This is a genomic window from Marisediminicola senii (assembly GCF_011057645.1).
GTDB classification, from domain to species: domain Bacteria; phylum Actinomycetota; class Actinomycetes; order Actinomycetales; family Microbacteriaceae; genus Marisediminicola; species Marisediminicola senii.
In genome coordinates, this window is sequence record NZ_JAALGE010000014.1 from 28,594 (window position 1) to 50,000 (window position 21,407).

General features: G+C 67.2%; 19 protein-coding genes and 1 pseudogene. 11 read left to right on the top strand and 9 right to left on the bottom strand.

Features of this window, described 5'->3' with window-relative positions:
* Positions 1-2 precede the first annotated feature (2 nt).
* The 3 genes from rsmG to G5S38_RS06875 all read left to right on the top strand — a co-directional run bounded on the left by rsmG (position 3) and on the right by G5S38_RS06875 (position 3,419).
* Positions 3-650 carry a 16S rRNA (guanine(527)-N(7))-methyltransferase RsmG gene (gene rsmG, locus G5S38_RS06865; protein WP_165066328.1) on the top strand — a complete coding sequence of 216 codons (648 nt, stop codon included), beginning with the start codon at positions 3-5 and terminating at the stop codon, positions 648-650.
* Positions 651-1,560: 910 nt separating this feature from the next.
* A complete protein-coding gene (locus G5S38_RS06870; RefSeq protein WP_165066332.1) occupies positions 1,561-2,472 on the top strand; it encodes a ParA family protein in 912 nt (303 codons plus the stop codon).
* Positions 2,472-3,419, top strand: a complete 948-nt coding sequence (locus G5S38_RS06875; RefSeq protein WP_165066335.1) for a ParB/RepB/Spo0J family partition protein — start codon at positions 2,472-2,474, stop codon at positions 3,417-3,419. The genes G5S38_RS06870 and G5S38_RS06875 overlap by 1 nt, the downstream gene beginning before the upstream one ends.
* A 92-nt stretch (positions 3,420-3,511) precedes the next feature.
* Here the strand turns inward: G5S38_RS06875 and G5S38_RS06880 are convergent, their stop codons facing one another.
* The 6 genes from G5S38_RS06880 to G5S38_RS06905 form a co-directional block, all read right to left on the bottom strand.
* The gene (locus G5S38_RS06880) at positions 3,512-4,471 is read right to left on the bottom strand and encodes a D-alanine--D-alanine ligase family protein (RefSeq protein WP_165066338.1); all 960 of its coding nucleotides are present in this window, start codon (positions 4,469-4,471) and stop codon (positions 3,512-3,514) included.
* Positions 4,472-4,540: 69 nt separating this feature from the next.
* Positions 4,541-5,866 carry an aminotransferase-like domain-containing protein gene (locus G5S38_RS06885; RefSeq protein ID WP_165066341.1) on the bottom strand — a complete coding sequence of 442 codons (1,326 nt, stop codon included), beginning with the start codon at positions 5,864-5,866 and terminating at the stop codon, positions 4,541-4,543.
* Between the two features lie 135 nt (positions 5,867-6,001).
* Complete coding sequence (gene trxA / locus G5S38_RS06890) at positions 6,002-6,328, bottom strand: thioredoxin (RefSeq protein ID WP_165066344.1); 327 nt, start codon at positions 6,326-6,328, stop codon at positions 6,002-6,004.
* A gap of 58 nt (positions 6,329-6,386) precedes the next feature.
* The gene (gene trxB / locus G5S38_RS06895; protein ID WP_165066403.1) at positions 6,387-7,337 is read right to left on the bottom strand and encodes a thioredoxin-disulfide reductase; all 951 of its coding nucleotides are present in this window, start codon (positions 7,335-7,337) and stop codon (positions 6,387-6,389) included.
* Between the two features lie 166 nt (positions 7,338-7,503).
* Positions 7,504-9,177, bottom strand: a complete 1,674-nt coding sequence (gene murJ, locus G5S38_RS06900; RefSeq protein WP_165066347.1) for a murein biosynthesis integral membrane protein MurJ — start codon at positions 9,175-9,177, stop codon at positions 7,504-7,506.
* Positions 9,170-11,560, bottom strand: a complete 2,391-nt coding sequence (locus G5S38_RS06905; RefSeq protein WP_165066350.1) for a DUF6049 family protein — start codon at positions 11,558-11,560, stop codon at positions 9,170-9,172. Before G5S38_RS06905 ends, murJ begins: the two co-directional genes overlap by 8 nt.
* A gap of 123 nt (positions 11,561-11,683) precedes the next feature.
* Here G5S38_RS06905 and G5S38_RS06910 point away from each other — a divergent pair, with 123 nt between their 5' ends.
* A complete protein-coding gene (locus G5S38_RS06910) occupies positions 11,684-13,108 on the top strand; it encodes a CCA tRNA nucleotidyltransferase (RefSeq protein WP_165066353.1) in 1,425 nt (474 codons plus the stop codon).
* Positions 13,109-13,154: 46 nt separating this feature from the next.
* Here G5S38_RS06910 and G5S38_RS06915 read toward each other — a convergent pair whose 3' ends face one another.
* Entirely contained in the window at positions 13,155-14,225 is a 1,071-nt protein-coding gene (locus G5S38_RS06915; RefSeq protein WP_165066356.1) for an inositol-3-phosphate synthase, read from the bottom strand.
* Positions 14,226-14,393: 168 nt separating this feature from the next.
* On the opposite strand from G5S38_RS06915, the pseudogene rpsF reads away from it, so the two are divergent.
* From rpsF to G5S38_RS06950, 7 genes and pseudogenes are all read left to right on the top strand, one after another.
* A pseudogene (rpsF, locus tag G5S38_RS06920) lies at positions 14,394-14,756 on the top strand (30S ribosomal protein S6); the annotation flags it as partial.
* A 105-nt stretch (positions 14,757-14,861) separates the two neighbouring features.
* On the top strand, positions 14,862-15,386 hold the full coding sequence (locus G5S38_RS06925; protein WP_165066362.1) for a single-stranded DNA-binding protein: 525 nt from the start codon (positions 14,862-14,864) through the stop codon (positions 15,384-15,386).
* Positions 15,387-15,469: 83 nt separating this feature from the next.
* Positions 15,470-15,733, top strand: a complete 264-nt coding sequence (gene rpsR, locus G5S38_RS06930) for a 30S ribosomal protein S18 (protein ID WP_165066365.1) — start codon at positions 15,470-15,472, stop codon at positions 15,731-15,733.
* A gap of 11 nt (positions 15,734-15,744) precedes the next feature.
* A complete protein-coding gene (gene rplI, locus G5S38_RS06935; RefSeq protein ID WP_165066368.1) occupies positions 15,745-16,197 on the top strand; it encodes a 50S ribosomal protein L9 in 453 nt (150 codons plus the stop codon).
* A gap of 545 nt (positions 16,198-16,742) precedes the next feature.
* Positions 16,743-18,152 (top strand): replicative DNA helicase, encoded by a 1,410-nt coding sequence (dnaB, locus tag G5S38_RS06940; RefSeq protein ID WP_235928945.1) that lies wholly within the window; start codon positions 16,743-16,745, stop codon positions 18,150-18,152.
* Positions 18,153-18,375: 223 nt separating this feature from the next.
* Positions 18,376-19,098: a hypothetical protein gene (locus tag G5S38_RS06945; protein WP_165066371.1), complete on the top strand. Its 723-nt coding sequence runs from the start codon at positions 18,376-18,378 to the stop codon at positions 19,096-19,098.
* Positions 19,095-19,340 (top strand): hypothetical protein, encoded by a 246-nt coding sequence (locus G5S38_RS06950; RefSeq protein WP_165066374.1) that lies wholly within the window; start codon positions 19,095-19,097, stop codon positions 19,338-19,340. The genes G5S38_RS06945 and G5S38_RS06950 overlap by 4 nt, the downstream gene beginning before the upstream one ends.
* Positions 19,341-19,440: 100 nt before the next feature.
* Here the strand turns inward: G5S38_RS06950 and purB are convergent, their stop codons facing one another.
* Both purB and G5S38_RS06960 read right to left on the bottom strand, forming a co-directional pair.
* A complete protein-coding gene (purB, locus tag G5S38_RS06955; protein WP_165066378.1) occupies positions 19,441-20,820 on the bottom strand; it encodes an adenylosuccinate lyase in 1,380 nt (459 codons plus the stop codon).
* Positions 20,817-21,341, bottom strand: a complete 525-nt coding sequence (locus G5S38_RS06960; RefSeq protein WP_165066381.1) for a low molecular weight protein-tyrosine-phosphatase — start codon at positions 21,339-21,341, stop codon at positions 20,817-20,819. The genes purB and G5S38_RS06960 overlap by 4 nt, the downstream gene beginning before the upstream one ends.
* Between the last annotated feature and the right edge of the window lie 66 nt (positions 21,342-21,407).

Sequence of the window (21,407 nt, forward strand, 5' to 3'; positions counted from 1 at the left end):
TGATGCCAGATCCCCGTCCATCGGGCGCGGTCGAAACCGAACCGGACGTTTCCGTCGAGTTGTTCGGCGATCGCATCGAGACTGTGCGCGCATTTACTTCCCACCTGGCCGAGCGTGGTGAGTTGCTGGGCCTGATCGGTCCGTTGGAGCTCCCGCGCCTATGGACGCGACACATTCTCAATTGTGCTCTGGTCGCTCCGCTGCTATGGAATAGCGGCCGCGTTGCCGACGTCGGCAGCGGTGCGGGCTTGCCTGGCATGGTGCTGGCGATCGCGCGGCCGGATGTGCGCTTCGTGCTCATCGAGCCCATGGAACGTCGTGTCGATTGGTTGCTGGCAGAAACTGCAGATCTTGGCCTGGTTAATGTTGAGGTCGTGCGCGCACGCGCGGAGGAAGTGAAGAACGCTCAATTATCAGACCAGGTGACTGCACGGGCGGTGAGCTCGTTGACGAAGCTGTTGCCCCTCGTTGTGCCGCTCGCACGGTCCGGTGGCCAGCTCGTGCTCATGAAGGGTGCGAACGTCGACGCCGAGCTGGCGGCGGCATCGAAGGTAGTGCGGCGCCTGGGGCTCCGTGACGCCGAGGTGATGACCGTGGGCGACGGTGCAGCCATCGAGTCGACGCGTGTCTTCCGCGCTACTGTCGGGTAGCTCCTCCGGTCCGTATCGGGGTGTAGTCGTGCATGTGGTTCGACCTGGTCGGTTCGTCGCGCTCGTGATGTGACAGGGCGGGCATGGGGCCAGGCCTGTCACATTGATGAGCTGTGCGAGACAGCTTCGTGCTACCCGCTTTCTGTAGGGCGCTGTCCGGATGTCGGATAGACATGTTCACGTGGTGACGATCGCTGGCTTTACCGCGGGTTAACCCGGTCTCCTTCCCCAATAGCGACGGGGTTCGATGTCGATGCACGATCGTGCGTTGGCGCAGGCTGTATTGGTTGGCAGCCGATGTGGGACTCCCCTATTGGCGATTTGGGTGTGCAGATGGCCCCAGTTCGCATCAATTCTGCGTGTTCGGATGCTGATCGAAGAACGCGGACAATCAAACACGTTGTTTATCCCTTCGTTGACAGGACCGCGTTTCCAGCGATGGGCTCTGGTGGGCGTTAAGCCGTGCGTTGGCCGCCACAGGAAGCCGCGTAAGGGATCACACCGAGAGCATCGGACGCGTTGATGACAGTCGGTAGTCGTTCATTCATGCCCTGTGCTCTGCCACCGACGTCTTAGCCCCACGGGCCCCGGTTATGTGTGCCCGTTTGCACCGTGTTTCACGTGAAACATGGGTCTCGAACGAATCCACCGATATGTGGTGTTTCACGTGAAACATTCGCTAGACCCCGTTCTCGCTACGGTCATCGGGACACGCGGCGCGAGATTCGTCTGGCTTTGGGGTCCCGACTACAGTGGTGTGAATGCCCCCCACAGCTCATACGTTTCACGTGAAACATCGTCCGAACGATCGCCGTCCCGAGAGCGCTCGATGAAGCGGCCACGGCGCACCAGACAGAATACAACGGACGTAGTTGTTGCCACCGAGGCTGTGGCACCCCAGAGTGAACCGATGGCCAGCGCCCCGTCGGCCGCGAGCAGTCGTTTTGCTCACGATGACACTCCTCTCGCGCGCGAAATCAGCCAATTGACCAGGAGGAGGGCCGCCTTGGCCGAGGAAAAGCTCGCGCTACCCGCCACGACGCGTGTATTCACGGTCGCGAACCAGAAGGGCGGAGTGGGAAAGACCACGACAACGGTCAATCTGGCGGCGGCCTTCGCTCGGTCGGGTGCGCGTGTGCTGGTGATCGACCTGGATCCGCAGGGAAATGCCTCGACGGCGCTGGGGGTTGAGCATCGAGCCGAGACCCCGAGCATCTATGACGTCGTGGTCGACGAGTCGTCGATGGCGTCGGTGATGCAGAAGAGCCCGGAGTTCGATCACCTGTACTGCATTCCCGCTACCATCCACCTCGCGGGGGCGGAGATCGAGCTGGTGTCGATGGTCGCGAGGGAACAACGGTTGGCTACCGCGCTGACGACGCTCCTGCAGGAGGCCGATGAGCCGTTCCACTACGTTTTCATCGACTGCCCGCCATCCCTGGGGCTGCTGACCATCAACGCATTCGTCGCGGCCACCGAGGTACTCATCCCCATCCAGTGTGAGTACTACGCCCTGGAGGGCCTGAGCCAGTTGCTCAATAACGTGGCAATGATCGGCAAGCACCTCAACCCACGGCTCACGGTCTCCACCATCTTGCTGACCATGTTCGATTCCCGTACCAACCTGGCCAACCAGGTTGCCGACGACGTACGTGAGCATTTCCCAGATAAGGTGCTCAGCACGCTGATACCCCGGTCGGTGCGGATATCCGAGGCACCCAGTTACGGACAGACCGTCATCAGCTACGACACCAACTCGGCAGGTTCGCTGTCGTATCGAGAAGCAGCCGCCGAAATGGCGCGACGAGGAGTACCGAACTAATGGCCACGAAACGCACAGGACTCGGCCGCGGAATCGGCGCGCTCATTCCCACCGATGAACCAGGCGCCGAGCGCCCGGTCGATGTCTTCTTTCCAACAACGAAGGAATCAAGTGAAACGCTCGTTTCCGTTCCCGGGGCGCGCCTCGCCGCCCTGTCACCTGACAGCATCGCTCCCAACGCGGTACAGCCCCGCTCGGTCTTCGCGCAGGAGGAGCTGAATGAGCTCGTCGAGTCCATTCGCGAAGTCGGGGTGCTACAGCCCATCGTGGTGCGCCCGATCGCGGGTTCCGGTGACGGCGCACCGGGCTACGAACTGGTCATGGGCGAGCGGCGCCTGCGGGCCAGCAAGATCCTGGGCCTCGACACCATCCCGGCAATCATCAAGAGCACGGCGGATGACGCGATGCTGCGCGACGCACTGCTGGAGAACCTGCACCGGGCGAACCTGAACCCGCTCGAAGAAGCGTCGGCGTACCAGCAGCTGTTGTCGGACTTCGGCATCACGCAGGACCAGCTCGCGTCCCGCATCGGGCGGTCGCGTCCGCAGATCACCAACACCATCAGGCTGCTGCGCCTGCCGGAATCGATCCAGGCGCGGGTTGCCGCGGGAATCCTCAGCGCGGGCCACGCGCGGGCGATCCTGTCGGTGGGCGATGTGGACGCAATGGAGCGCCTTGCGGCCAAGATCGTGAACGAGGACCTCTCCGTTCGCGCCGCAGAGGCCGCCGCAGCCAGGGGGGCGGCCCCGGTCAGGGCACCCCGTGCCACCGGGGGACGTCACCAGGGGCAGTTGTCGGAGATCGCCGATCGGCTCGGCGACCGCCTCAACACCAGAGTCAAGGTGAACCTCGGTGCGAGGAAGGGCCAGATGGTCATCGACTTCGCCACCGTGGGCGACCTGAACCGCATTCTCGGCGAACTCGGCGAACCGGGCTTCGGGGCCTAGGCCGGCTGACCCTGAGACCCTGACCCTGACCCTGACCCTGACCCTGACCCTGGCGCTGGCGCTGGCGCTGCTGCCAGCCCTGGCCCCCTGGCCTAGTTGGCCTCGCGGATCGCCGTCTCTGCGAGGGCCTGGTAGAGCCAGCCCACGTCGTGGCCAGCTGCCTCGAGGGCGAGCGGCATGAGCGACGTCTCGGTCAGGCCGGGGATGACGCTGGCCTCGAGGAACTGCGGGATGCCGTTCGAGTCGACGATCATGTCGATCCGCGACAGGTGCCGTAGCCCCAACGCCTTGTGGGCCTGCAGCGCGGCCTCTGCGGCTCGGGCGGCGACGTCGTCGGCGAGACGAGCCGGCGTGAAGAAATAGGTCTCGCCCGCCGTGTACCGGGCCTCGAAGGTGTAGACACCGGAGACGGGCTGGATCTCGACCGCGGGCAGAGCCACCGGGCCGTCGCCACTGTCGATGATGCCCACCGCGATCTCGGTACCGAACACCTGCTCTTCGACGAGGAGTGCGTCACAGTAGTTGTAGGCATCGACCATGGCGTGCGGGAGGTCGGCGAGGTCGCCGACGATGCTCACGCCCTGCGCCGAGCCGCCGCGGGCCGGCTTGACGACCAGTGGCGCCGGAAAGGACGCGCCCAGAATCTCGAGCACGCTGTTCGACCCCAGTTCGCGGAACGCATCCCGTGGCAGCGTGATCGAGCGCGGGGTCGAGACGCCCGCACGTTCGACGAGCACCTTCGCGGTCGGCTTGTCCCATGCCAGGCGGCAGGCGTCGGCGCCCGAGCCGACGTAGGCGATTCCCGAGAGGTCGAGGAGGGAGCGGAGGGCCCCGTCTTCTCCGCTGGCACCGTGGAGTACGGGCCATACGGCGTCGGGCCTGGTCTCACGGAGGAACTCCAGCAACGAGGCATCCGGGTCCCTCATGATGACGGTGACCCCGTGCTCGGCGAGTCCGTCCGCGACACGACGCCCCGACCGCAGCGACACGTCACGTTCGTGGGAGATTCCGCCCGCGAGCACGACTACGGTTCTGGCTTGGGTCTTGTTCACTGGTGGCCGATCCTAGAGTTGCTGGTCAGAGGCGGTATCGCCGGCATATTGCTGGCGGGTGGAGCGGGATCAGTTCATGTCGGGCGGCGGGTTGGTGACCCGTTCGCTGCGCCGCGAGACATCGACCTGGCCGGTCTGCGAGAACGTGTTCAGCAGTTCGATCTCGCCGTTGATCACGGCGGCGAGGCGACGGATGCCGAGGCGGATGGTATCCGGTGTCGGATAGCAGAACGACAGTCGCATCTGTTGCCTGCCGTTGCCGTTGGCGAAGAAGGCGGTGCCCGGTGTGTAGGCAACCAGCTCCTTGACCGCACGGGGCAGCATCGATTTCGAGTCGAGCGGCGCCGGCAGGTCGAGCCAGACGTAGAAGCCGCCGTTCGGTACTGTCCAGTTGAGGTGCGGGAGGTGCTCGTTGAGCCCCTCGAGCATGGCGTCGCGACGATCGCGGTACACCCCGCGGAAGGTGTCGATCTGTCCCTTCCAGTCCGCGGTGCGCAGGTACTCCGACACGACGAACTGCGAGAACGAACTGGGGGAGAGGATCGCCGACTCGTTGGCGAGGATCAGCTTCTCGCGGATGGCGTGCGGCGCGAGCGCCCATCCGATGCGGAACCCGGGCGCGAGGGTCTTCGAGAACGAACCGAGGTAGACCACGCCCTCCTCGTCGACCGACCGCATGGCCTGCGGCGGCGGCGCGTCGAAGTAGAGCAGGCCGTACGGGTTGTCTTCGAGCACCAGGATCTGGTGGCTGCGACAGATCTCGAGGATCTCGAGCCGGCGTTCCCAGCTGAGCGTGACGCCGGCCGGGTTGTGGAAGTTCGGGATCGTGTACAGGAACTTGATGGTCTTGCCCGCGGCGGTGAGGCTGGCGATGCGCTCGCGCAGGGCCTCGGGGATGAGCCCGTGCTCGTCCATCGCGATATGGCTGATCTCGGCCTGGTACGACCGGAATACCCCGATCGCGCCGACGTAGCTGGGCGCTTCGGCGAGCACGACGTCACCGGGGTTGATGAACAGCTTCGTGACCAGGTCGAGGCCCTGCTGCGACCCGGTGGTCACCACGACGTCGTCGACGCTGCCGTGGATGCCCTCGAGCGCCATCATCTCGAGGATCTGCTCGCGCAGTGCTGGCGTTCCCTGGCCGGAACCGTACTGCAGGGCCTGCGGGCCGGACTCGATCATCACGCGGTCGAAGGCCGAACGGATCAGGTCGCTGGGCAGGGCAGACACGTATGGCATTCCCCCGGCGAGCGAGACGACTTCGGGCCTGGATGCCACGGCGAAGAGTGCCCGGACCTCCGATGCGCTGAGGCCTGCCGCACGGTCTGCGTAGTGGTGGTACCACGGGTCGAGGTTGGTGCTCGATGATCCCTGCGCGATGCCGTGCGATGTCATGCCGTATCCGATTGGTCGAAGGGGACGGGGTGTCGCGGACACGTACTCGCCGTGCCGTGATTCGTCAAGAATAGGGGATGCAAAATGGCCCGCCCACAAAGGTGGGCGGGCCAGTCGCGTGGTGGTGCGAGCGGGTTACGCCAGGAAGTCTGCGAGCTCCGCCTCGAGGGCGCCCTTGGGCTTGGCACCGATGACGGTCTTGACGACCTCGCCACCGCGGTAGACCTTCATGGCCGGGATCGAGGTGATCTGGTACTTCATGGCGGTCTCGGGATTGGCGTCGACGTCGAGCTTCACGACGGTGATCTTGTCGGAGTGCTCGGCGGCGATCTGGTCGAGGATGGGGCTGACGGCGCGGCACGGGCCGCACCACTCCGCCCAGAAGTCCACGAGGATCGTCTTGTCGGAACCGAGGACCTCGGACTCGAAGGTGGCGTCGGTAACAGCGGTAGCCTGGGACATTTTTTCTTCTCTCTGCGTTGGTCTGGGTCTGGGATGCGTGTGGGGCGGGGCGCCTGGATCAGGCGCTGGCGGTTTCGAGGATCTCGGCGGGCAGCGACGCGAGGTAGTGCTCGACGTCGAGGGCCGCGACGGTTCCCGATGCGGCGGCGGTGACGGCCTGGCGGTAGGTGACATCGAGCACGTCGCCCGCGGCGAAGACGCCGGGGATGCTGGTGCGCGAGGTGCGACCCTGAACGGCGATGGTGCCGTCTGCGGTCAGGTCGACCTGGCCGTGCACGAGGTGCGTTCGCGGGTCGTTGCCGATCGCGATGAACAGTCCGCTGAGGTCGACCGTGGTCTCGGTGCCGTCGACGGTGTCGCGGAGTCCGACGCCGGTCACCTGGGTGTCGCCGTAGATGTGCTCGACCGTCTTGTTGAAGAGGAACTCGATCTTCGGGTTGGCGTGGGCGCGGTCCTGCATGATCTTCGAGGCGCGGAGCTTGTCCGAGCGGTGGATCAGGTACACCTTGTCGGCGAACTTGGTGAGGAACGAGGCCTCCTCCATCGCGGAGTCTCCACCGCCGACGACCGCGATCGTCTTCTGGCGGAAGAAGAACCCGTCGCAGGTGGCGCACCACGAGACGCCGTATCCGCTGAGGCGCTCCTCGTCGGAGATGCCGAGCTTGCGGTAGGCCGATCCGGTGGCGTAGATCACCGAGAGGGCTTCGTGCACGTCGCCGTTGCCGAGGGTCACGCGCTTGACGTCACCGGTCAGGTCGACGGATTCGACGTCGTCGAGGATGATCTCGGTGCCGAATCGCTCGGCCTGCGCCTGCATGTTCAGCATGAGCTCCGGGCCCATGATTCCCTCGGGGAACCCGGGGAAGTTCTCGACCTCGGTGGTCTTCATGAGCTCGCCACCCGCCTCGACCGAGCTCGCGATGAGCAGCGGCGACAGATTCGCTCGAGCGGCGTAGATCGCGGCGGTGTACCCGGCCGGTCCTGAGCCGATGATGATGACCTGGCGCAACGTGATCTCCAATGCGATAGCGGGGAGGGTGGCCCGGTATTCCGGGTCGCTCGATGTAACGCATCCTAATGTCCGCGTATTCCGGGAAGGTGGCCGCGGCGCGGTGCCCGGTGTGCCCTCTCGCGCCTGCCCGAGTCCGCGACTGCCAGGTCAGCGCGTGCCCAGGTCAGCGACGGCGACGGATGCGGCGGCTGACGATCTGTACGACTCCGTCGAGCTCCGGCACCCTCATCACCAGGAGCACCGCGAAGTAGACGCCGGCCATGACGGCGCCGATCACCGCGACGGTGAGGATCGCCGCGTACCGGTTGGCGTGGGCGAAGCCGGTCGGGTCGAGGCCGCCGAGCAGCAGCAGCACCCCGACACCGACCGCGGCGGCGGGGAGGCTCGCCACGACGTACTGCACGTGGCGGCGGAGGATGAGGCGGCCTCCCATGTGCCCGAGCCGGCGGCGCAGCAGCACGAAGGTCAGCACCGCCTGCGCGAGGCCCGCGAGGGTGGTCACCGCTGCGATACCCACGCCGATGCGGTCGGTGGGCAGCGTCGAGACGATGAGGGCGCCGATGATGAAGAGGCCGGCCTTGACCGTCTCGACGAAGAACGGGGTACGGGTGTCTTCGAGCGAGTAGAAGACGCGCTGCATCACGAAGACCGCACTGAACGGCACCAGCCCCACGAGGAAGGCCATGATGACCCACGCCATGGCGACGGCGTTGTCGTAGTCGGTCTCGAACACGGCGGCGAAGGGGATGGCGGCCACCAGCAGGGCGGCGGCCGCCAGCATCACGAGCAGGCCGATCGACCGCAGGGACGCCGACACGTCGTCGCGTACGCCGTCCATGTTGCCGGTCGTGGCGTGACCGCTCATGCGGGTGAAGTACGCGGTGGCGATCGACACGGCGATGACCGAGTGCGGCAGCATGAAGATGAGCCACGAGTTCGACAGGGCGAAGAGTCCCGGCCCGTTGTCGGCGGCGATCGAGGCGACGTTGCTCTGGAAGATGCCCGCGACCTGGGTGACCAGGATCATGCCGAACACCCACCCGGCCGAGCGGCCGGTGCGGCGCAGCCCGACGCCCCTCCAGCGGAAGTCCGGCCGGAAGGAGAGGCCGGCGCGGCGCCAGAACAGCACGAGCACGGCCGCCTGCGCTGCGACGCCGAGGGTGGTGGTGCCGGCGAGCACGGCAATGCGGTCGGTGTCCCACACCGCGACGTCGCTGTTCTCCGCTGCGCCCCCGAACAGGATGGAGAACGCGACGAGACCGGCGATGGCGACGACGTTGTTGAGTACCGGCGCCCAGGTGAACGGCCCGAACGCCTTGCGGGCGTTCAGCACCTCGCCGAGCAGGCTGTACAGCGCATAGAACAGCACCTGCGGCAGGCACCAGTACGCGAACGCGGTTGCCAGGGCGATACCCTCCGGGGTGAACCCGCGCTCCCCGTCGGCGCTGGACTGGGCGTAGAGGGCGACCAGCAGCGGAGCGGCGAGGGTCGCCAGGATGGCGATGACGATGAACACCGTCGCGCCGAGCGTGACGATCTTGTTGATGAACCGCTGGCCGCCATCGTCGTGCAGGCCCGCCCGCACGATCTGAGGCACCAGGATCGCCCCGAGGACACCGCCGGCGATCAGCGCGTAGATGTTGTTCGGCAGCTGGTTGCCGACCGCGAAGGCGTTGCCGGCGGCGCTGCCCACCTGCCCGATGGTCGCGGCGAGCACGATCGCCTTGACGAAACCGAGGATGCGCGAGACGAGTGTTCCCGATGCGAGCAGTGCGCTGGCGCGGCCCAGGCCAGACGGGGTGGGGTCGGGAACGGGGTCGCGGGGGGCGTCAGTCATGGGTCTCCGCTGTCTGGTCTGCCGTGGCATCCACTTTCTCCCGCCTGGCCCTGCGACGTCGGCGCACGGTGCGCACCACCCCGAGGGCGAAGACGATGACGAGGAAGCCGCCGAGCACCGCGGTCGCCGCGGTCTCCCAGCCGGCCTGGACGTTGATGGTCGTGTAGGTGGGCTGCCCGATCTGCACGCCGGTCGGGCTGTAGAGCGTGGTCGAGATGGTGACCTGCCCGTTGGCCACCGAGACGGCGGGGATGGCCGCCCTGGTCTGCGAGTCGGCTTCGACGACGACCTCGACGCTGGAGTCGGTCACGTCGAGGATGGCCGTCGCCGGCTGCACGCGCACCTGCACGGTGACCGGGTAGGCCAGCTCGTTGGCGATGGTGATGGGCAGCGGCTGGTTGTCGGAGAACTGGTTGATCGTGCTGCTGCTCGCGACCACGCTGACCGACGACGTGATGCGGTTCGACGCGTCGACGTACTCCTGCACGGCGGTGGGCCAGGACTCGGCGGCGGCTGGCGTAGTCCAGCCCAGCGACGTCGCGGCCAGGAGTGCGAGCCGACGTTCTCCGGTGATGGGGGAGGGATCGGTGAGCACCGACGAGAACGGGCCCACCGCGGCCTCGGCGGCGAGCAGCGCGTCGATTCCGGAGCGGCGGTCGGCGCCGACGGGCGTGTCGACGATGCTCACCTCGGTGGGGGTCGACGACTCGGTGGCGGCGGCGATTCCGGTCGACCCGACCCAGGCGGTCGAGTTGACCGCGGCGAGGGTCTCCGACAGCCGGTTGGACTCCGTGGGCGTCGAGCGGTCGAGGGTCGCGAGCAGCACGGGTGCGCCGTCGGCGTTGTCCTGGCCCGCACCGCTCTGCCCGACGCCGCCCTGCTCGACACCCAGCACCGCAAGGGACGCGCTCAAGCGGGTCACGGCGGACTGCCACCCGGTCACGTCGGTGGCGGTGACCGCGTCGTGCAGCAGGTCGGAGACCTCGGTGTCGGCGACCAGCACCCGGTGAGTGCCCTCACTCCCCGCGGCGACGCCCGCCGCCGACGGGGCGGCCGCCGGGTCTGCGTAGGCCAGGTTTGCGGACTCGACGATGGTGGTGGTCAACCCCGCGCCAGCGAAGGTGTCGAGGTCGGCCGCGACAACGGATCCGCCGGCCGGCCAGGCGATGGAGTCGAAGGTGTAGTTCCAGTCGAGTAGCTGGTCGAGCGTGGGCAGCGGAGGTTCGGCCGGCGGATCGGCGTCGGGGCCGTTGCTCGGGGACGGCGACGCGCTGTCACCCGTGCCCTGCCCGTCGCCCGCGGAGTCGTCGTTCTCGCCGCCCTGCCCGTTTGCCCCTCCGGTGTCGCCGGAGGCGTCATCCACATCGTCGGTGTCCTCGGGCTCGGCGAAGCGGCTCGCATCGATCGGGACCCTGGTGGGCGCGAGCACCCCGGCGCCGGCCTGGCTGGTGGCGGCGATGTCGGAATCCGCCCAGGCGAGCGGAAAGGTGGTGTTCGGCACCACCGCGAGGCGGCGCAGCCAGTCGAGGGCCGATTCGGGGGCGGTGTCGCCGAGGGCGAGGATCGACGCCTGGATGCGCGGGTCGATGCCGATCGCGACGGGCTGCGCGTAGAGCCGGTCGAGCTGCTGGTCGAGGATGCCGCCCTCTGCGGTCCAGGTGCCGATCAGTTCGGCCCCGGGCAGAGCCGGTGCGTCGGCGGGCAGCACGAGCGGAACGGCGACCGCGAGGGAGGTCGCGGCGGGCGCCTCGGCATCCACCGGGTTATGGATGACGGCAGTGCGCGCCTGCGCGGATGCGGCGGGTGCGTCGACCTGCACGACCGCGGGGTAGACCCCGAACCCGCTGGCCGGGTCGATGCCGATGTCGGCGTCGGGGATGACGATGGATGGCAGGGTCACCGACTGGCCGGGCAGCACCACGGGCGTGGGAACCGTGGCGACGCTGTCGTTCGCGTCGGTGCCGCCCGCGCTGCCTTGCCCGTTGCTGTCGTCGTCGTCGCTGTCGCTCGTGCCGGTGGCGAGCCAGTCGGCGAATGCCGCCCGGTCGGTGGCTGCGGCGTCGTCGATCGACACCGCGGCGTTGCCCGCCTGCACGAGGGCACCGGAGTTGTTGGTGAGCACGACCGTGATGGTGAGGTCGTCGTCGGCCCCGATCACCCCGAAGTTGTCGGGAACGGCGGTCACCGCCAGGGCACCGCCGTCGACGGGGATGCCGGAGGCCGCCGTGGTCGTCTCCTGCGTCGTCTCCGCCGGCACTGCTGCCGCGACCGTCGCTTCCGCAATCGGAACGCGCGCGGCGGCCGGCGCTGCGGGCGCGGCGACCGGCGCGACGAACGACCCGACCGCGAGGGCCAGAGCGGCGAGGAGAGGGAGATTTTTCATGGGAGAGAGCGGCCCGACTGCATCCGCTCGGCCCGCATGAAGCGATTCTAGGGTGTGGCCGCCGGGGTGCCCGGGAGGCTGGCCCGCACCCGCCCGTCGACCGGTGTGGCAAGCTTGGGCACCATGGAATCCGTCGCTTCGGCCGTGCAGCGACTCGCGGATCTGGCATCCGCACCCCACATCTCGCGCCTGTCGGCAGCCTTCGAGAAGGCCGGCGAGGAGCTCGCCCTGGTCGGCGGCCCGGTGCGCGACGCCTTCATCGGACGCGCGCTCAACGACCTCGACTTCGCCACCAGTGCGCGCCCCGACCGCATCCTCGAGATCATCGAGCCCATCGCCGACACCCACTGGGACATCGGCCGCGAGTTCGGCACCATCGGCGCCCGCATCGCCGGACACACCGTCGAGATCACCACCTACCGCACCGACGCCTACGACGGCGCGAGCCGTAAGCCGGTCGTCGAGTTCGGCGACACCCTCGAGGGCGACCTGGTGCGCCGCGACTTCACCATCAACGCAATAGCGCTGCGGTTGCCGTCGCAGGTGCTCGTCGACCCGTCTGGCGGCCTCGACGACCTGCTCGCATCACGCATCGTCACGCCCGCGTCTGCGGAGCAGTCGTTCGGAGACGACCCGCTACGGATGCTTCGGGCCGCCCGCTTCACCAGCCAGCTCGGGTTCACCGTCGCCGACGATACGCAGCGAGCGATGACCGCGCTGGCCCCGAGCATCGACATCGTGTCGGTGGAGCGCATCAGCGACGAGCTGTCGAAGCTGCTGCTCACCCCGTCGCCCAGGGCTGGCCTCGAGCTGCTCGTGGCCACCGGGCTCGCCGCCATCGTGCTGCCGGAACTGCCGGCGCTCCGGCTCGAGATCGACGAGCACCACCACCACAAGGACGTCTACGAGCACAGCCTCACCGTGCTCGACCAGGCGATCGAGCTGAAGGCGGAGCGCGATCACCCGTCGCCCGACCTGGTACTGCGCATGGCCGCCCTGCTGCATGACATCGGCAAGCCGTCGACCAAGCGCATCGAGTCCGGCGGGGTCGTCACCTTCCACCACCACGACGTGGTCGGCGCGAAGCTCGCCGGTCGCCGGCTCAAGGCGCTGCGCTTCGACAAGCAGTTCATCGGTGATGTGAGCCGGCTCATCGAGCTGCACCTGCGCTTCTTCGGCTACACCGACGCGGCGTGGACCGACTCGGCCGTTCGCCGGTACGCCCGAGACGCGGGTCCCCTGCTCGACCGCCTGCACATCCTGGTGCGCGCCGACGTGACGACCCGCAACCGGCGCAAGGCCGACCGGCTGTCGTTCGCCTACGACGACCTCGAAGAGCGCATCCGCGCCCTGTCGGAAGAGGAGGAGCTCGCAGCGATCCGCCCCGACCTCGACGGCGAGGCGATCATGCGCATCCTCGGCATCGGTCCGAGCCGCGACGTCGGCGAGGCCTACCGCTACCTGCTCGAGGTGCGCCTCGACGAGGGCCCGCTCGATGCCGCGATCGCCGAGGAGCGCCTACGCGCCTGGTGGGCCGCCCGCGCCTGACTCTGGCTCAGTGCGGGTCGGCTCAGCCACGCAGTCAGCAGTACAGCTAGCTCAGGTCGGCGATGAACTTCTCGAGCATCTCGCGGGCCACCGGGTCGGGGTACTGCACCGCGGGGGACTTCATGAAGTAGGCGGATGCCGCCTCCACCGGTCCGCCCTGGCCGGCGTCGAGCGCCATCTTGGCTGCGCGGATCGCGTCGATCACGACGCCGGCCGAGTTCGGCGAGTCCCACACCTCGAGCTTGTACTCGAGCGAGGTCGGGGCGCCGCCGAAGCCGTGGCCCTCGAGGCGCACGAACGCGAGCTTGCGGTCGTCGAGCCACGGGATGTGGTCGCTGGGCCCGATGTGCACGTCGCGGGCGTTGATCTCGTTGTCGATGTTGCTCGTCACGGCCTGCGTCTTGGAGATCTTCTTCGACTGCAGGCGCGTGCGCTCGAGCATGTTCCTGAAGTCCATGTTGCCGCCGACGTTGAGCTGGTAAGTGCGGTCGAGCACCAGCCCGCGCTCCTCGAACAGGCGGGCGAGCACGCGGTGCGTGATGGTCGCGCCGAGCTGGCTCTTGATGTCGTCCCCGACGATCGGGATGCCGGCGGCCTCGAACTTGGCGGCCCATTCCGGGTCGCTGGCGATGAACACCGGCAGCGCGTTCACGAAGGCGACACCGGCGTCGATGGCGGCCTGCGCGTAGTGCTTGGCCGCGTCCTCGGATCCCACGGGGAGGTAGCAGACGAGAACCTCGGCGCCGGAGTCACGGAGGGCCTGCGCGACGTCGACGGGCGCGGCATCCGACTCCTCGACGGCCTCGCGGTAGTACTCGCCGAGTCCGTCGAGCGTGGGGCCGCGCTGGGTGATCACGTTCGTGGTCTCCACCTCCGCGAACCGCAGGGTGTTGTTCTCGCTGGCCCAGATGGCCTCGGCCAGGTCGACCCCGACCTTGGCGGCATCCACGTCGAAGGCAGCGACGAACTCGATGTCGCTGACGGCGTACGGGCCGAACCTGTTGTGCATGAGGCCGGGGATGACTTCATCCGCCGTGGCGTTCCGGTAGAAGGTAACGCCCTGAACGAGCGCGTTGGCGCAGTTTCCGACGCCGACGATGGCAACGCGAAGTGACATGGGGGAGTGCTCCTTGATAGTTGCTGGGTGCACTGACTACACTAGGCAGGTTGCCTGCACTTGATTGACACTTTCGACCCGATCGGATTGCGCAATCGCCGCGGCAACATATAACCCTCCTGTCACAGAGAGTCTGTGACCGTTCAGTCCGAAGGAGGTGGGTTAGTCATGCAGCAATACGAACTTATGGTCATTCTCGATCCAGAGATCGACGAGCGCACCGTCGCTCCCAGCCTTGACAAGTTCCTCAACGTCATCCGCAACGATGGCGGCTCGATCGACAAGGTCGACATCTGGGGCAAGCGTCGCCTGGCCTACGAGATCAACAAGAAGACCGAGGGCATCTACGCCGTCGTCGCCCTCACGTCGAACTCCGCCGCGACCGTCGAGCTCGACCGCCAGCTGAAGCTCAGCGAAGCCGTCATGCGCACCAAGGTGCTCCGCGCCGAAGAGGCCATCGCCCAGGTCGAAGAGGCAGCCAAGCTCTCCGCCGAGAAGGCCGCTCGCAAGGCAGCCAACGCCGCTGCGGCTCCCGCAGCGACCGAGGCCCCGAAGTCGGATGCCGCGGCACCTGCTCCCGCAGCGCCGTCCGCTCCCGCAGCGCCGTCCGCTCCTGCAAAGGCCGCCGAGTAGCACATGGCTGGAGAAACAGTAATCACCGTGGTGGGTAACCTCACCGGCGACCCGGAACTGCGTTACACGCAGAACGGTCTGGCGGTTGCGAACTTCACCATCGCGTCGACGCCTCGCAGCTTCGACCGTGCAGCCAACGACTGGAAGGACGGCGAAGCGCTGTTCCTTCGCGCGAGCGTCTGGCGTGAATTCGCCGAGCACGTCGCGGGATCCCTCACCAAGGGAACCAGGGTCGTGGCGACCGGTCGCCTCAAGCAGCGCTCCTACGAGACCAAAGAGGGCGAGAAGCGCACCAGCATCGAGCTCGAGGTCGACGAGATCGGTCCGTCGCTGCGGTATGCCACTGCGCAGATCACTCGTGCCGCCCGCGAGGGCGGCGGCAACGGCGGCGGTGGTGGCCAGCAGTCACCCCGTGGCCAGGTAGCCGAAGAACCGTGGGCTCCGTCGGCACCCGCCGCCGCAGCGTCCGGTGGCGGCAACGACGTCTGGAACACGCCAGGAAGCTTCAACGACGAGACGCCCTTCTAGGCCTTCTCGACTCGTGACCCGCGTCGGCGCACAGCCGACACCGGGTCGCCCCGAATTAGAACTCTAAGAAAAGAGAAACCATCATGGCTGGAAAGAGCAGCGGCGATCGCCGCAAGCCCGCCCGCACGCTGAAGGGTGGCAAGAACGCCGCCCCGGCGAAGTCGATCCGCGTCGGCGTCATCGATTACAAGGACGTCGCGACCCTTCGCAAGTTCATCTCCGAGCGTGGAAAGATCCGCGCCCGTCGCATCACCGGTGTCTCCGTCCAGGAGCAGCGACTCATCGCTCGTGCAGTGAAGAACGCCCGCGAAATGGCGCTCCTTCCCTACGCAGGCTCAGGCCGTTAGGAGCCACTGAAATGTCGAAGCTCATCCTCACCCACGAGGTCACCGGCCTCGGTGCACCCGGCGACGTCGTCGACGTCAAGAACGGTTACGCGCGCAACTTCCTGGTTCCCCAGGGCTTCGCCGTGACCTGGAGCCGCGGCGGCGAGAAGCAGATCGAACAGATCAAGGCTGCCCGCACCGCCCGCGAACACGCGACCATCGAAGAAGCCAAGGACCTCAAGGCCCGACTCGAGGCGACCACCGTGTCGCTGAGCGTCAAGGCCGGGGCCGGCGGACGCCTCTTCGGTTCGGTCAAGGCGTCGGACATCGCCAACGCCGTTGCCGCACAGGGCATCGGTACGGTCGACCGTCGCAAGATCGAGATCACCAACGCCATCAAGGCGACCGGTGAGCACGAGGCGTCCATCCGCCTTCGTGACGACCTCACCGCGACCATCACCCTGAAGGTCGTTGCAGCGAAGTAGCACGCTCCACCGCAGTACAGCTCCATTGCAGTACAGCTCCACCGCAGTGCAGCAGCAGTGTCCAGCCAGCCGTCGTCACCTCGTTGTGGCGACCGTGACGGGGCACTGTGGAACATCACCAAAAGGCGATGTGTCGAGGAATCATTTTCTTGGCGCATCGCCTTTTTTGGTCGGGTGTGATACCGATTTATGCACAGTGCCACCTCCACAATGCAAACCTTCAACGTCAACTTCAGACAAGTTTCTCCACACCCTCAGCGGCTGTACAAATACCTGATCAAAGTGGGTATTTATTTTCGAGGCACCGGGTTGTCCACAGTTGTTTCCACATGTTCCCCACACGGTTCCCGGCGATTCGCGCCGATAGTGCACAGGTTTATCCACAGGCATGATTTCGCCCTCTTGGCGCGTCGCACCCGGTCTTCCTAATGTGTGACGGCGCCTCTCATCCGGGGGGAACTCGGCATATCGGGGGACGGACCCGAATGTCCTTGGCGCGCGGTATCACTAGACCGCGGCATTACTAGACACAGAGGAGGTTCATCGTGTCGATCACACATCTCGGACTCGCGGGTTCGGGCCACGGCGCGAACGGGTCGGGCCAGAAGTCCGATTCCCGTTCCGACCAGCAGCGTCATTCCGAGCGCACCCCACCCCACGACCTCCTCGCCGAGCAGAGCGCCATCGGCGGCATGCTGCTGAGCAAAGACGCGGTCGCCGATGTCATCGAGTCCGCACGCGCCGTGGACTTCTACATGCCCCGCCACGAGCTCATCTTCGACGCGATCCTGTCGCTGTACTCCCACGGCGAGCCCACCGACGTGATCGCCGTCACCGACGAGCTCGTCAAGACCGGCGAACTCTCCCGGGCGGGTGGCGCCGACTACCTGCACACCCTCACCGGCATCGTGCCCACTGCGGCCAACGCCGGCTTCTACGCGTCGATCGTGGCCGAGAAGGCCGTGCTGCGCCGCCTCGTCGAGGCGGGTACGCGCATCGTGCAGATGGGCTACGCGAGCGAGGGCGAGGTCGTCGACCTCGTCAACAACGCCCAGGCCGAGATCTACGGCGTCACCGGCGGTGTCGAGGCAGAAGACTTCATTCCGCTCACCATCGCCGTCGAGACGGCCATCGACGAGATCGAGGCAGCCAAGGGCCGCGACGGATCGATGACCGGCGTGCCCACCGGGTTCGCCGAGCTCGACGAGCTCACCAACGGCCTGCACGGCGGCCAGCTGATCATCATCGCGGCCCGCCCGGCACTCGGTAAGTCGACGCTGGCGCTCGACATCGCGCGCGGGGCATCCATCAAGCACGACATGCCGTCGATCTTCTTCTCCCTCGAGATGGGGCGCAGTGAGATCGCCATGCGCCTGCTGTCGGCGGAGTCGGCCGTTCCCCTGCAGAACATGCGCAAGGGAACCGTCGACTCCCGCGACTGGACGACGATCGCCGCCACCCGCGGCCGCATCAACGACGCCCCCCTCTACATCGACGACAGCCCCAACATGACCCTCGTCGAGATCCGCGCCAAGTGTCGCCGCCTCAAGCAGAAGGTCGGGCTCAAGATGGTCATCATCGACTACCTGCAGCTCATGACATCGGGCAAGCGCGTCGAGTCGCGCCAGCAGGAGGTCAGCGAGTTCTCCCGTGCCCTCAAGCTCATGGCGAAGGAGCTGCAGGTGCCGGTGATCGCCCTGTCGCAGCTGAACCGTGGGCCCGAGCAGCGCACAGACAAGATGCCGGCCCTCTCCGACCTTCGCGAGTCGGGCTCGCTCGAGCAAGACGCAGACATGGTGATCCTGCTGCACCGCGAGAGTGCGTACGAGAAGGAGAACCCCCGCGCCGGCGAGGCCGACCTCATCGTCGCCAAGCACCGCAACGGACCGACCCGCACAATCACCGTCGCTTTCCAGGGGCACTTCTCCCGGTTCACCGACATGGCGCCGGGGTAGCAACCGGCGGCGGGACAGCTACCGGAGGGGTAGCAACCGGCGGGGTAGCAGACGGCGGGGTGGCGAGCGGCGACGCTCAGCGCAGCGTGACGAGGCAGGCGTGCGGGTACGACGGCACAGGGTGTGCGGTATCCGCCGCCAGGGCGCAGGCGTTCGCCCGGGATCCGCCACCACGTGCCCGCGTACACTGGATGGGCCCCGCCACCAGAAAGAGGTCGACCCTGTGACCATCACTGCGGACGACCCAGCCCTGCGCGCCGCGTACTGGCCGCTTCCCGTGATCCGCGCCATTCCGGTCGCCGTGCTCGCGATCGTCATCACCTTCTCGGCAGACCATTCCGCCGCATTCGGACTCACCGCCTTCGGCGTCTTCGGCCTGGTGTGCGGAGCCGCCATCGCCGTTCTCGCGTGGCTCCGCCTGCGGTCCACCGGGGTGCGACCGTACATCGTGGCGCAGGGCGTGGTGACCGTGCTGATGGGCGCCCTCGCTCTGGTGATCGCCGACTCCGTCGCGGGCCTGTTCCTGGTCGTCACCGTGTGGGCTGCGCTCAGCGGGGCCCTCGAGGCGTACAGCGGGTTGCGCACGCGGCGTCGGCACGCCGCATCCACCAGGCAGCCAGCCACCGCGCAGGCAGCCACCGCACAGCAAGCCAGCGGCCCCGCATCCACCTCGCACCCGGCATCGACCGACTGGCTCACCGTCGGCGTGATCACCATGCTGATGGCCCTGGTCATGGTGCTGATTCCGCCGGACTTCGCGCAGCGCTTCGTCGGACCTGATGACGTGCCGAGGGTGCTCGACGCCTCGGTCATCGCGGTCGGGTTGCTCGGAGCCTACGCTGCGATCATTGCCGTATACCTCCTCATCGTCGGCTTCTCGGCGAAGTGGGGCCCGCAGGATTCTGCCGCCCCCTCACGCACCACTGCGAAAGGCAATACCCCGTGACAACCCCCAGCCTTCGCGACCGGTTCCGCCCCCTCGAGTTACTGGTGCTCGCCGGCGTGTTCGCCGTCTTCGTCGGCCTGATCGTGCTCATGTCGACCCGGGAATTCATCCTGACGCTCGTCTTCACCGGCGTCGTGTTCATCGTGTCGCTGGTGATCCTCGCGATGCTGGCGCTCGCCGCGAAGCCGACCGGTGACGAGCGCGACGACCTCGACGAGCAGGACCGCGCGTCAGGGCACTGAGCCCGTCGGCCCACTGAGCCGTCGCCGCGGCACTGAGCCCGTAGCCGCGGCATCCATCGGGCCTCTGCCCTAGGTAAACCCCCGCTTGCCGAACCCGGCGCTACAGCAGCTGATCGACCAATTCGTCGGCGAGCCCGACGTAGCCCGCGGGCGTGAGGGCGGCGAGGCGTGCCTTGGCGTCGTCGCCGATGTCGAGTCCGTTCACGAACTCGGCCAGCTCGTCGGGCCCGACGCGACGACCGCGGGTGAGCTCCTTGAGCATCGCGTATGGGTCGGCGATCGACGAGCGCCCCGCGGTGATCTCGGCGCGGATGACCGTCTGGATGGCTTCGCCGAGGATCTCCCAGTTGGCGTCGAGGTCTGCGGCGAGGCGGTCGCCGTTGACCGCGATCTCGTCGAGGCCGCGGCGAAGGTTGTCGAGCGCGAGCAGGGAGTGGCCGAGGGCGACGCCGATGTTGCGCTGCGTCGTCGAGTCGGTGAGGTCGCGCTGCAGGCGCGAGGTGACGAGTGTCGCGGCCAGCGAGTCGAGCAGCGCCGACGACAGCTCGAGGTTCGCTTCGGCGTTCTCGAACCGGATCGGGTTGATCTTGTGCGGCATCGTCGACGAACCGGTGGCCCCGGCCTGCGGGATCTGCGTGAAGTAGCCGAGCGAGATGTAGGTCCAGGCGTCGGTCGCGAAGTTGTGCAGCACGCGGTTGGCGTGGCTCACCGCCTGGTAGAGCTCCGCCTGCCAGTCGTGCGATTCGATCTGGGTGGTGAGCGGGTTCCACTCCAGGCCGAGGCCGGTCACGAACTCGCGAGAGAGGGCCGGCCAGTCCTGTGCGGGGTCGGCGGCGACGTGCGCCGCGAAGGTACCCGTGGCGCCGCTGAACTTGCCCAGGTACTGCGTGGAGTCGATGCGCGTCGCGATCCGGCGCAGGCGGTGCACGAACACTGCAAACTCCTTGCCGACCGTGGTCGGCGTCGCCGGCTGCCCGTGGGTGTGCGCGAGCATCGCGTCGGCGCGGTGGGTGACGGCGCGCGTCGCGAGGGCGTCGATGACGGCCGTCAGGGCGGGCTGCCACACCTCGCGCATGGCCTGCGCGATGGTCAGCGCGTACGCGAGGTTGTTGATGTCTTCGCTCGTGCACGCGAAGTGGGTGAGCTCGGCGACATCCCCGAGTCCGAGCGTCTCGAGGTGGGCTCGCATGTAGTACTCGACGGCCTTGACATCGTGGCGGGTGGTCGCTTCGAGCGTGCCCAGTTCGTCGATGGCCCGCTGGTCGAAGTCGGTGACCAGCGCGCGCAGCGCGGTCTTCTGAGCGTCGTCGAGCGACCGTGACCCGAACAGTTCGCGGTCGGTCAGGAACACCAGCCACTCGACCTCGATGTGCACGCGCGCGCGGTTGAGGCCCGCTTCGGAGAGGTATTCGCCGAGCCCGGAGACCGCGGCGCGGTAGCGGCCGTCGAGGGGGCTGAGCGGTTGGGTGGGCAGTGTCATGTGGCTCCCAGCCGGATGCCCGGCTTGATTTGGCTGAACAGGGCGGCACTCGCGCGTTCGATGGAATTGAGCACGGTGTCGAAGAATGCGGAGTCGGAGTAGTAGGGGTCAGGCACGTCGACCTGGTCGGCCTGCTCGTGGTCGAAGCTGAGGAACAGGGCGACCTTGCCGCGGTCGGCATCCGATGCGGCCCACGACTTGATGATGCGCTCCTGGCTGCGGTCGAACACCACGACGAGATCGAGTTTAGCGAACCACTGCGGATCGAACTGGCGGGCGCGGTGGGCAGTGCCGTCGTATCCGCGGGCCTCGAGCGCCGCGACGGTGCGCGCGTCGGAATTCTCCCCGACGTGCCAGTCGCCGGTTCCCGCCGACTCGACCGAGATCGACTTCTCGTACCCGTGCTTCTTCACCAGGTCGCGAAAGACGACTTCTGCCATCGGGGACCGGCAGATATTGCCGGTGCAGACGAAGCAGATTCGAAACAACGCCTCTTCTTTGAGGGTGGGGTCGAAGCTCATGGACCCATTGTGCACCCCACCGGCGAGGCACCATCGCGGGTATCCCTCCCCGTCGACCGCCCGCAA

What these genes read in the sequence shown, in the direction of transcription:
- rsmG (WP_165066328.1), top strand. Translation starts at nt 3, where the DNA reads ATGCCAGATCCCCGTCCATCGGGCGCGGTCGAAACCGAACCGGACGTT.
- G5S38_RS06870 (WP_165066332.1), top strand. Translation starts at nt 1,561, where the DNA reads ATGGCCAGCGCCCCGTCGGCCGCGAGCAGTCGTTTTGCTCACGATGAC.
- G5S38_RS06875 (WP_165066335.1), top strand. Translation starts at nt 2,472, where the DNA reads ATGGCCACGAAACGCACAGGACTCGGCCGCGGAATCGGCGCGCTCATT.
- G5S38_RS06885 (WP_165066341.1), bottom strand. Translation starts at nt 5,866, where the DNA reads ATGACATCGCACGGCATCGCGCAGGGATCATCGAGCACCAACCTCGAC.
- trxA (WP_165066344.1), bottom strand. Translation starts at nt 6,328, where the DNA reads ATGTCCCAGGCTACCGCTGTTACCGACGCCACCTTCGAGTCCGAGGTC.
- murJ (WP_165066347.1), bottom strand. Translation starts at nt 9,177, where the DNA reads ATGACTGACGCCCCCCGCGACCCCGTTCCCGACCCCACCCCGTCTGGC.
- G5S38_RS06905 (WP_165066350.1), bottom strand. Translation starts at nt 11,560, where the DNA reads ATGAAAAATCTCCCTCTCCTCGCCGCTCTGGCCCTCGCGGTCGGGTCG.
- G5S38_RS06910 (WP_165066353.1), top strand. Translation starts at nt 11,684, where the DNA reads ATGGAATCCGTCGCTTCGGCCGTGCAGCGACTCGCGGATCTGGCATCC.
- G5S38_RS06915 (WP_165066356.1), bottom strand. Translation starts at nt 14,225, where the DNA reads ATGTCACTTCGCGTTGCCATCGTCGGCGTCGGAAACTGCGCCAACGCG.
- G5S38_RS06925 (WP_165066362.1), top strand. Translation starts at nt 14,862, where the DNA reads ATGGCTGGAGAAACAGTAATCACCGTGGTGGGTAACCTCACCGGCGAC.
- rpsR (WP_165066365.1), top strand. Translation starts at nt 15,470, where the DNA reads ATGGCTGGAAAGAGCAGCGGCGATCGCCGCAAGCCCGCCCGCACGCTG.
- rplI (WP_165066368.1), top strand. Translation starts at nt 15,745, where the DNA reads ATGTCGAAGCTCATCCTCACCCACGAGGTCACCGGCCTCGGTGCACCC.
- purB (WP_165066378.1), bottom strand. Translation starts at nt 20,820, where the DNA reads ATGACACTGCCCACCCAACCGCTCAGCCCCCTCGACGGCCGCTACCGC.
- G5S38_RS06960 (WP_165066381.1), bottom strand. Translation starts at nt 21,341, where the DNA reads ATGAGCTTCGACCCCACCCTCAAAGAAGAGGCGTTGTTTCGAATCTGC.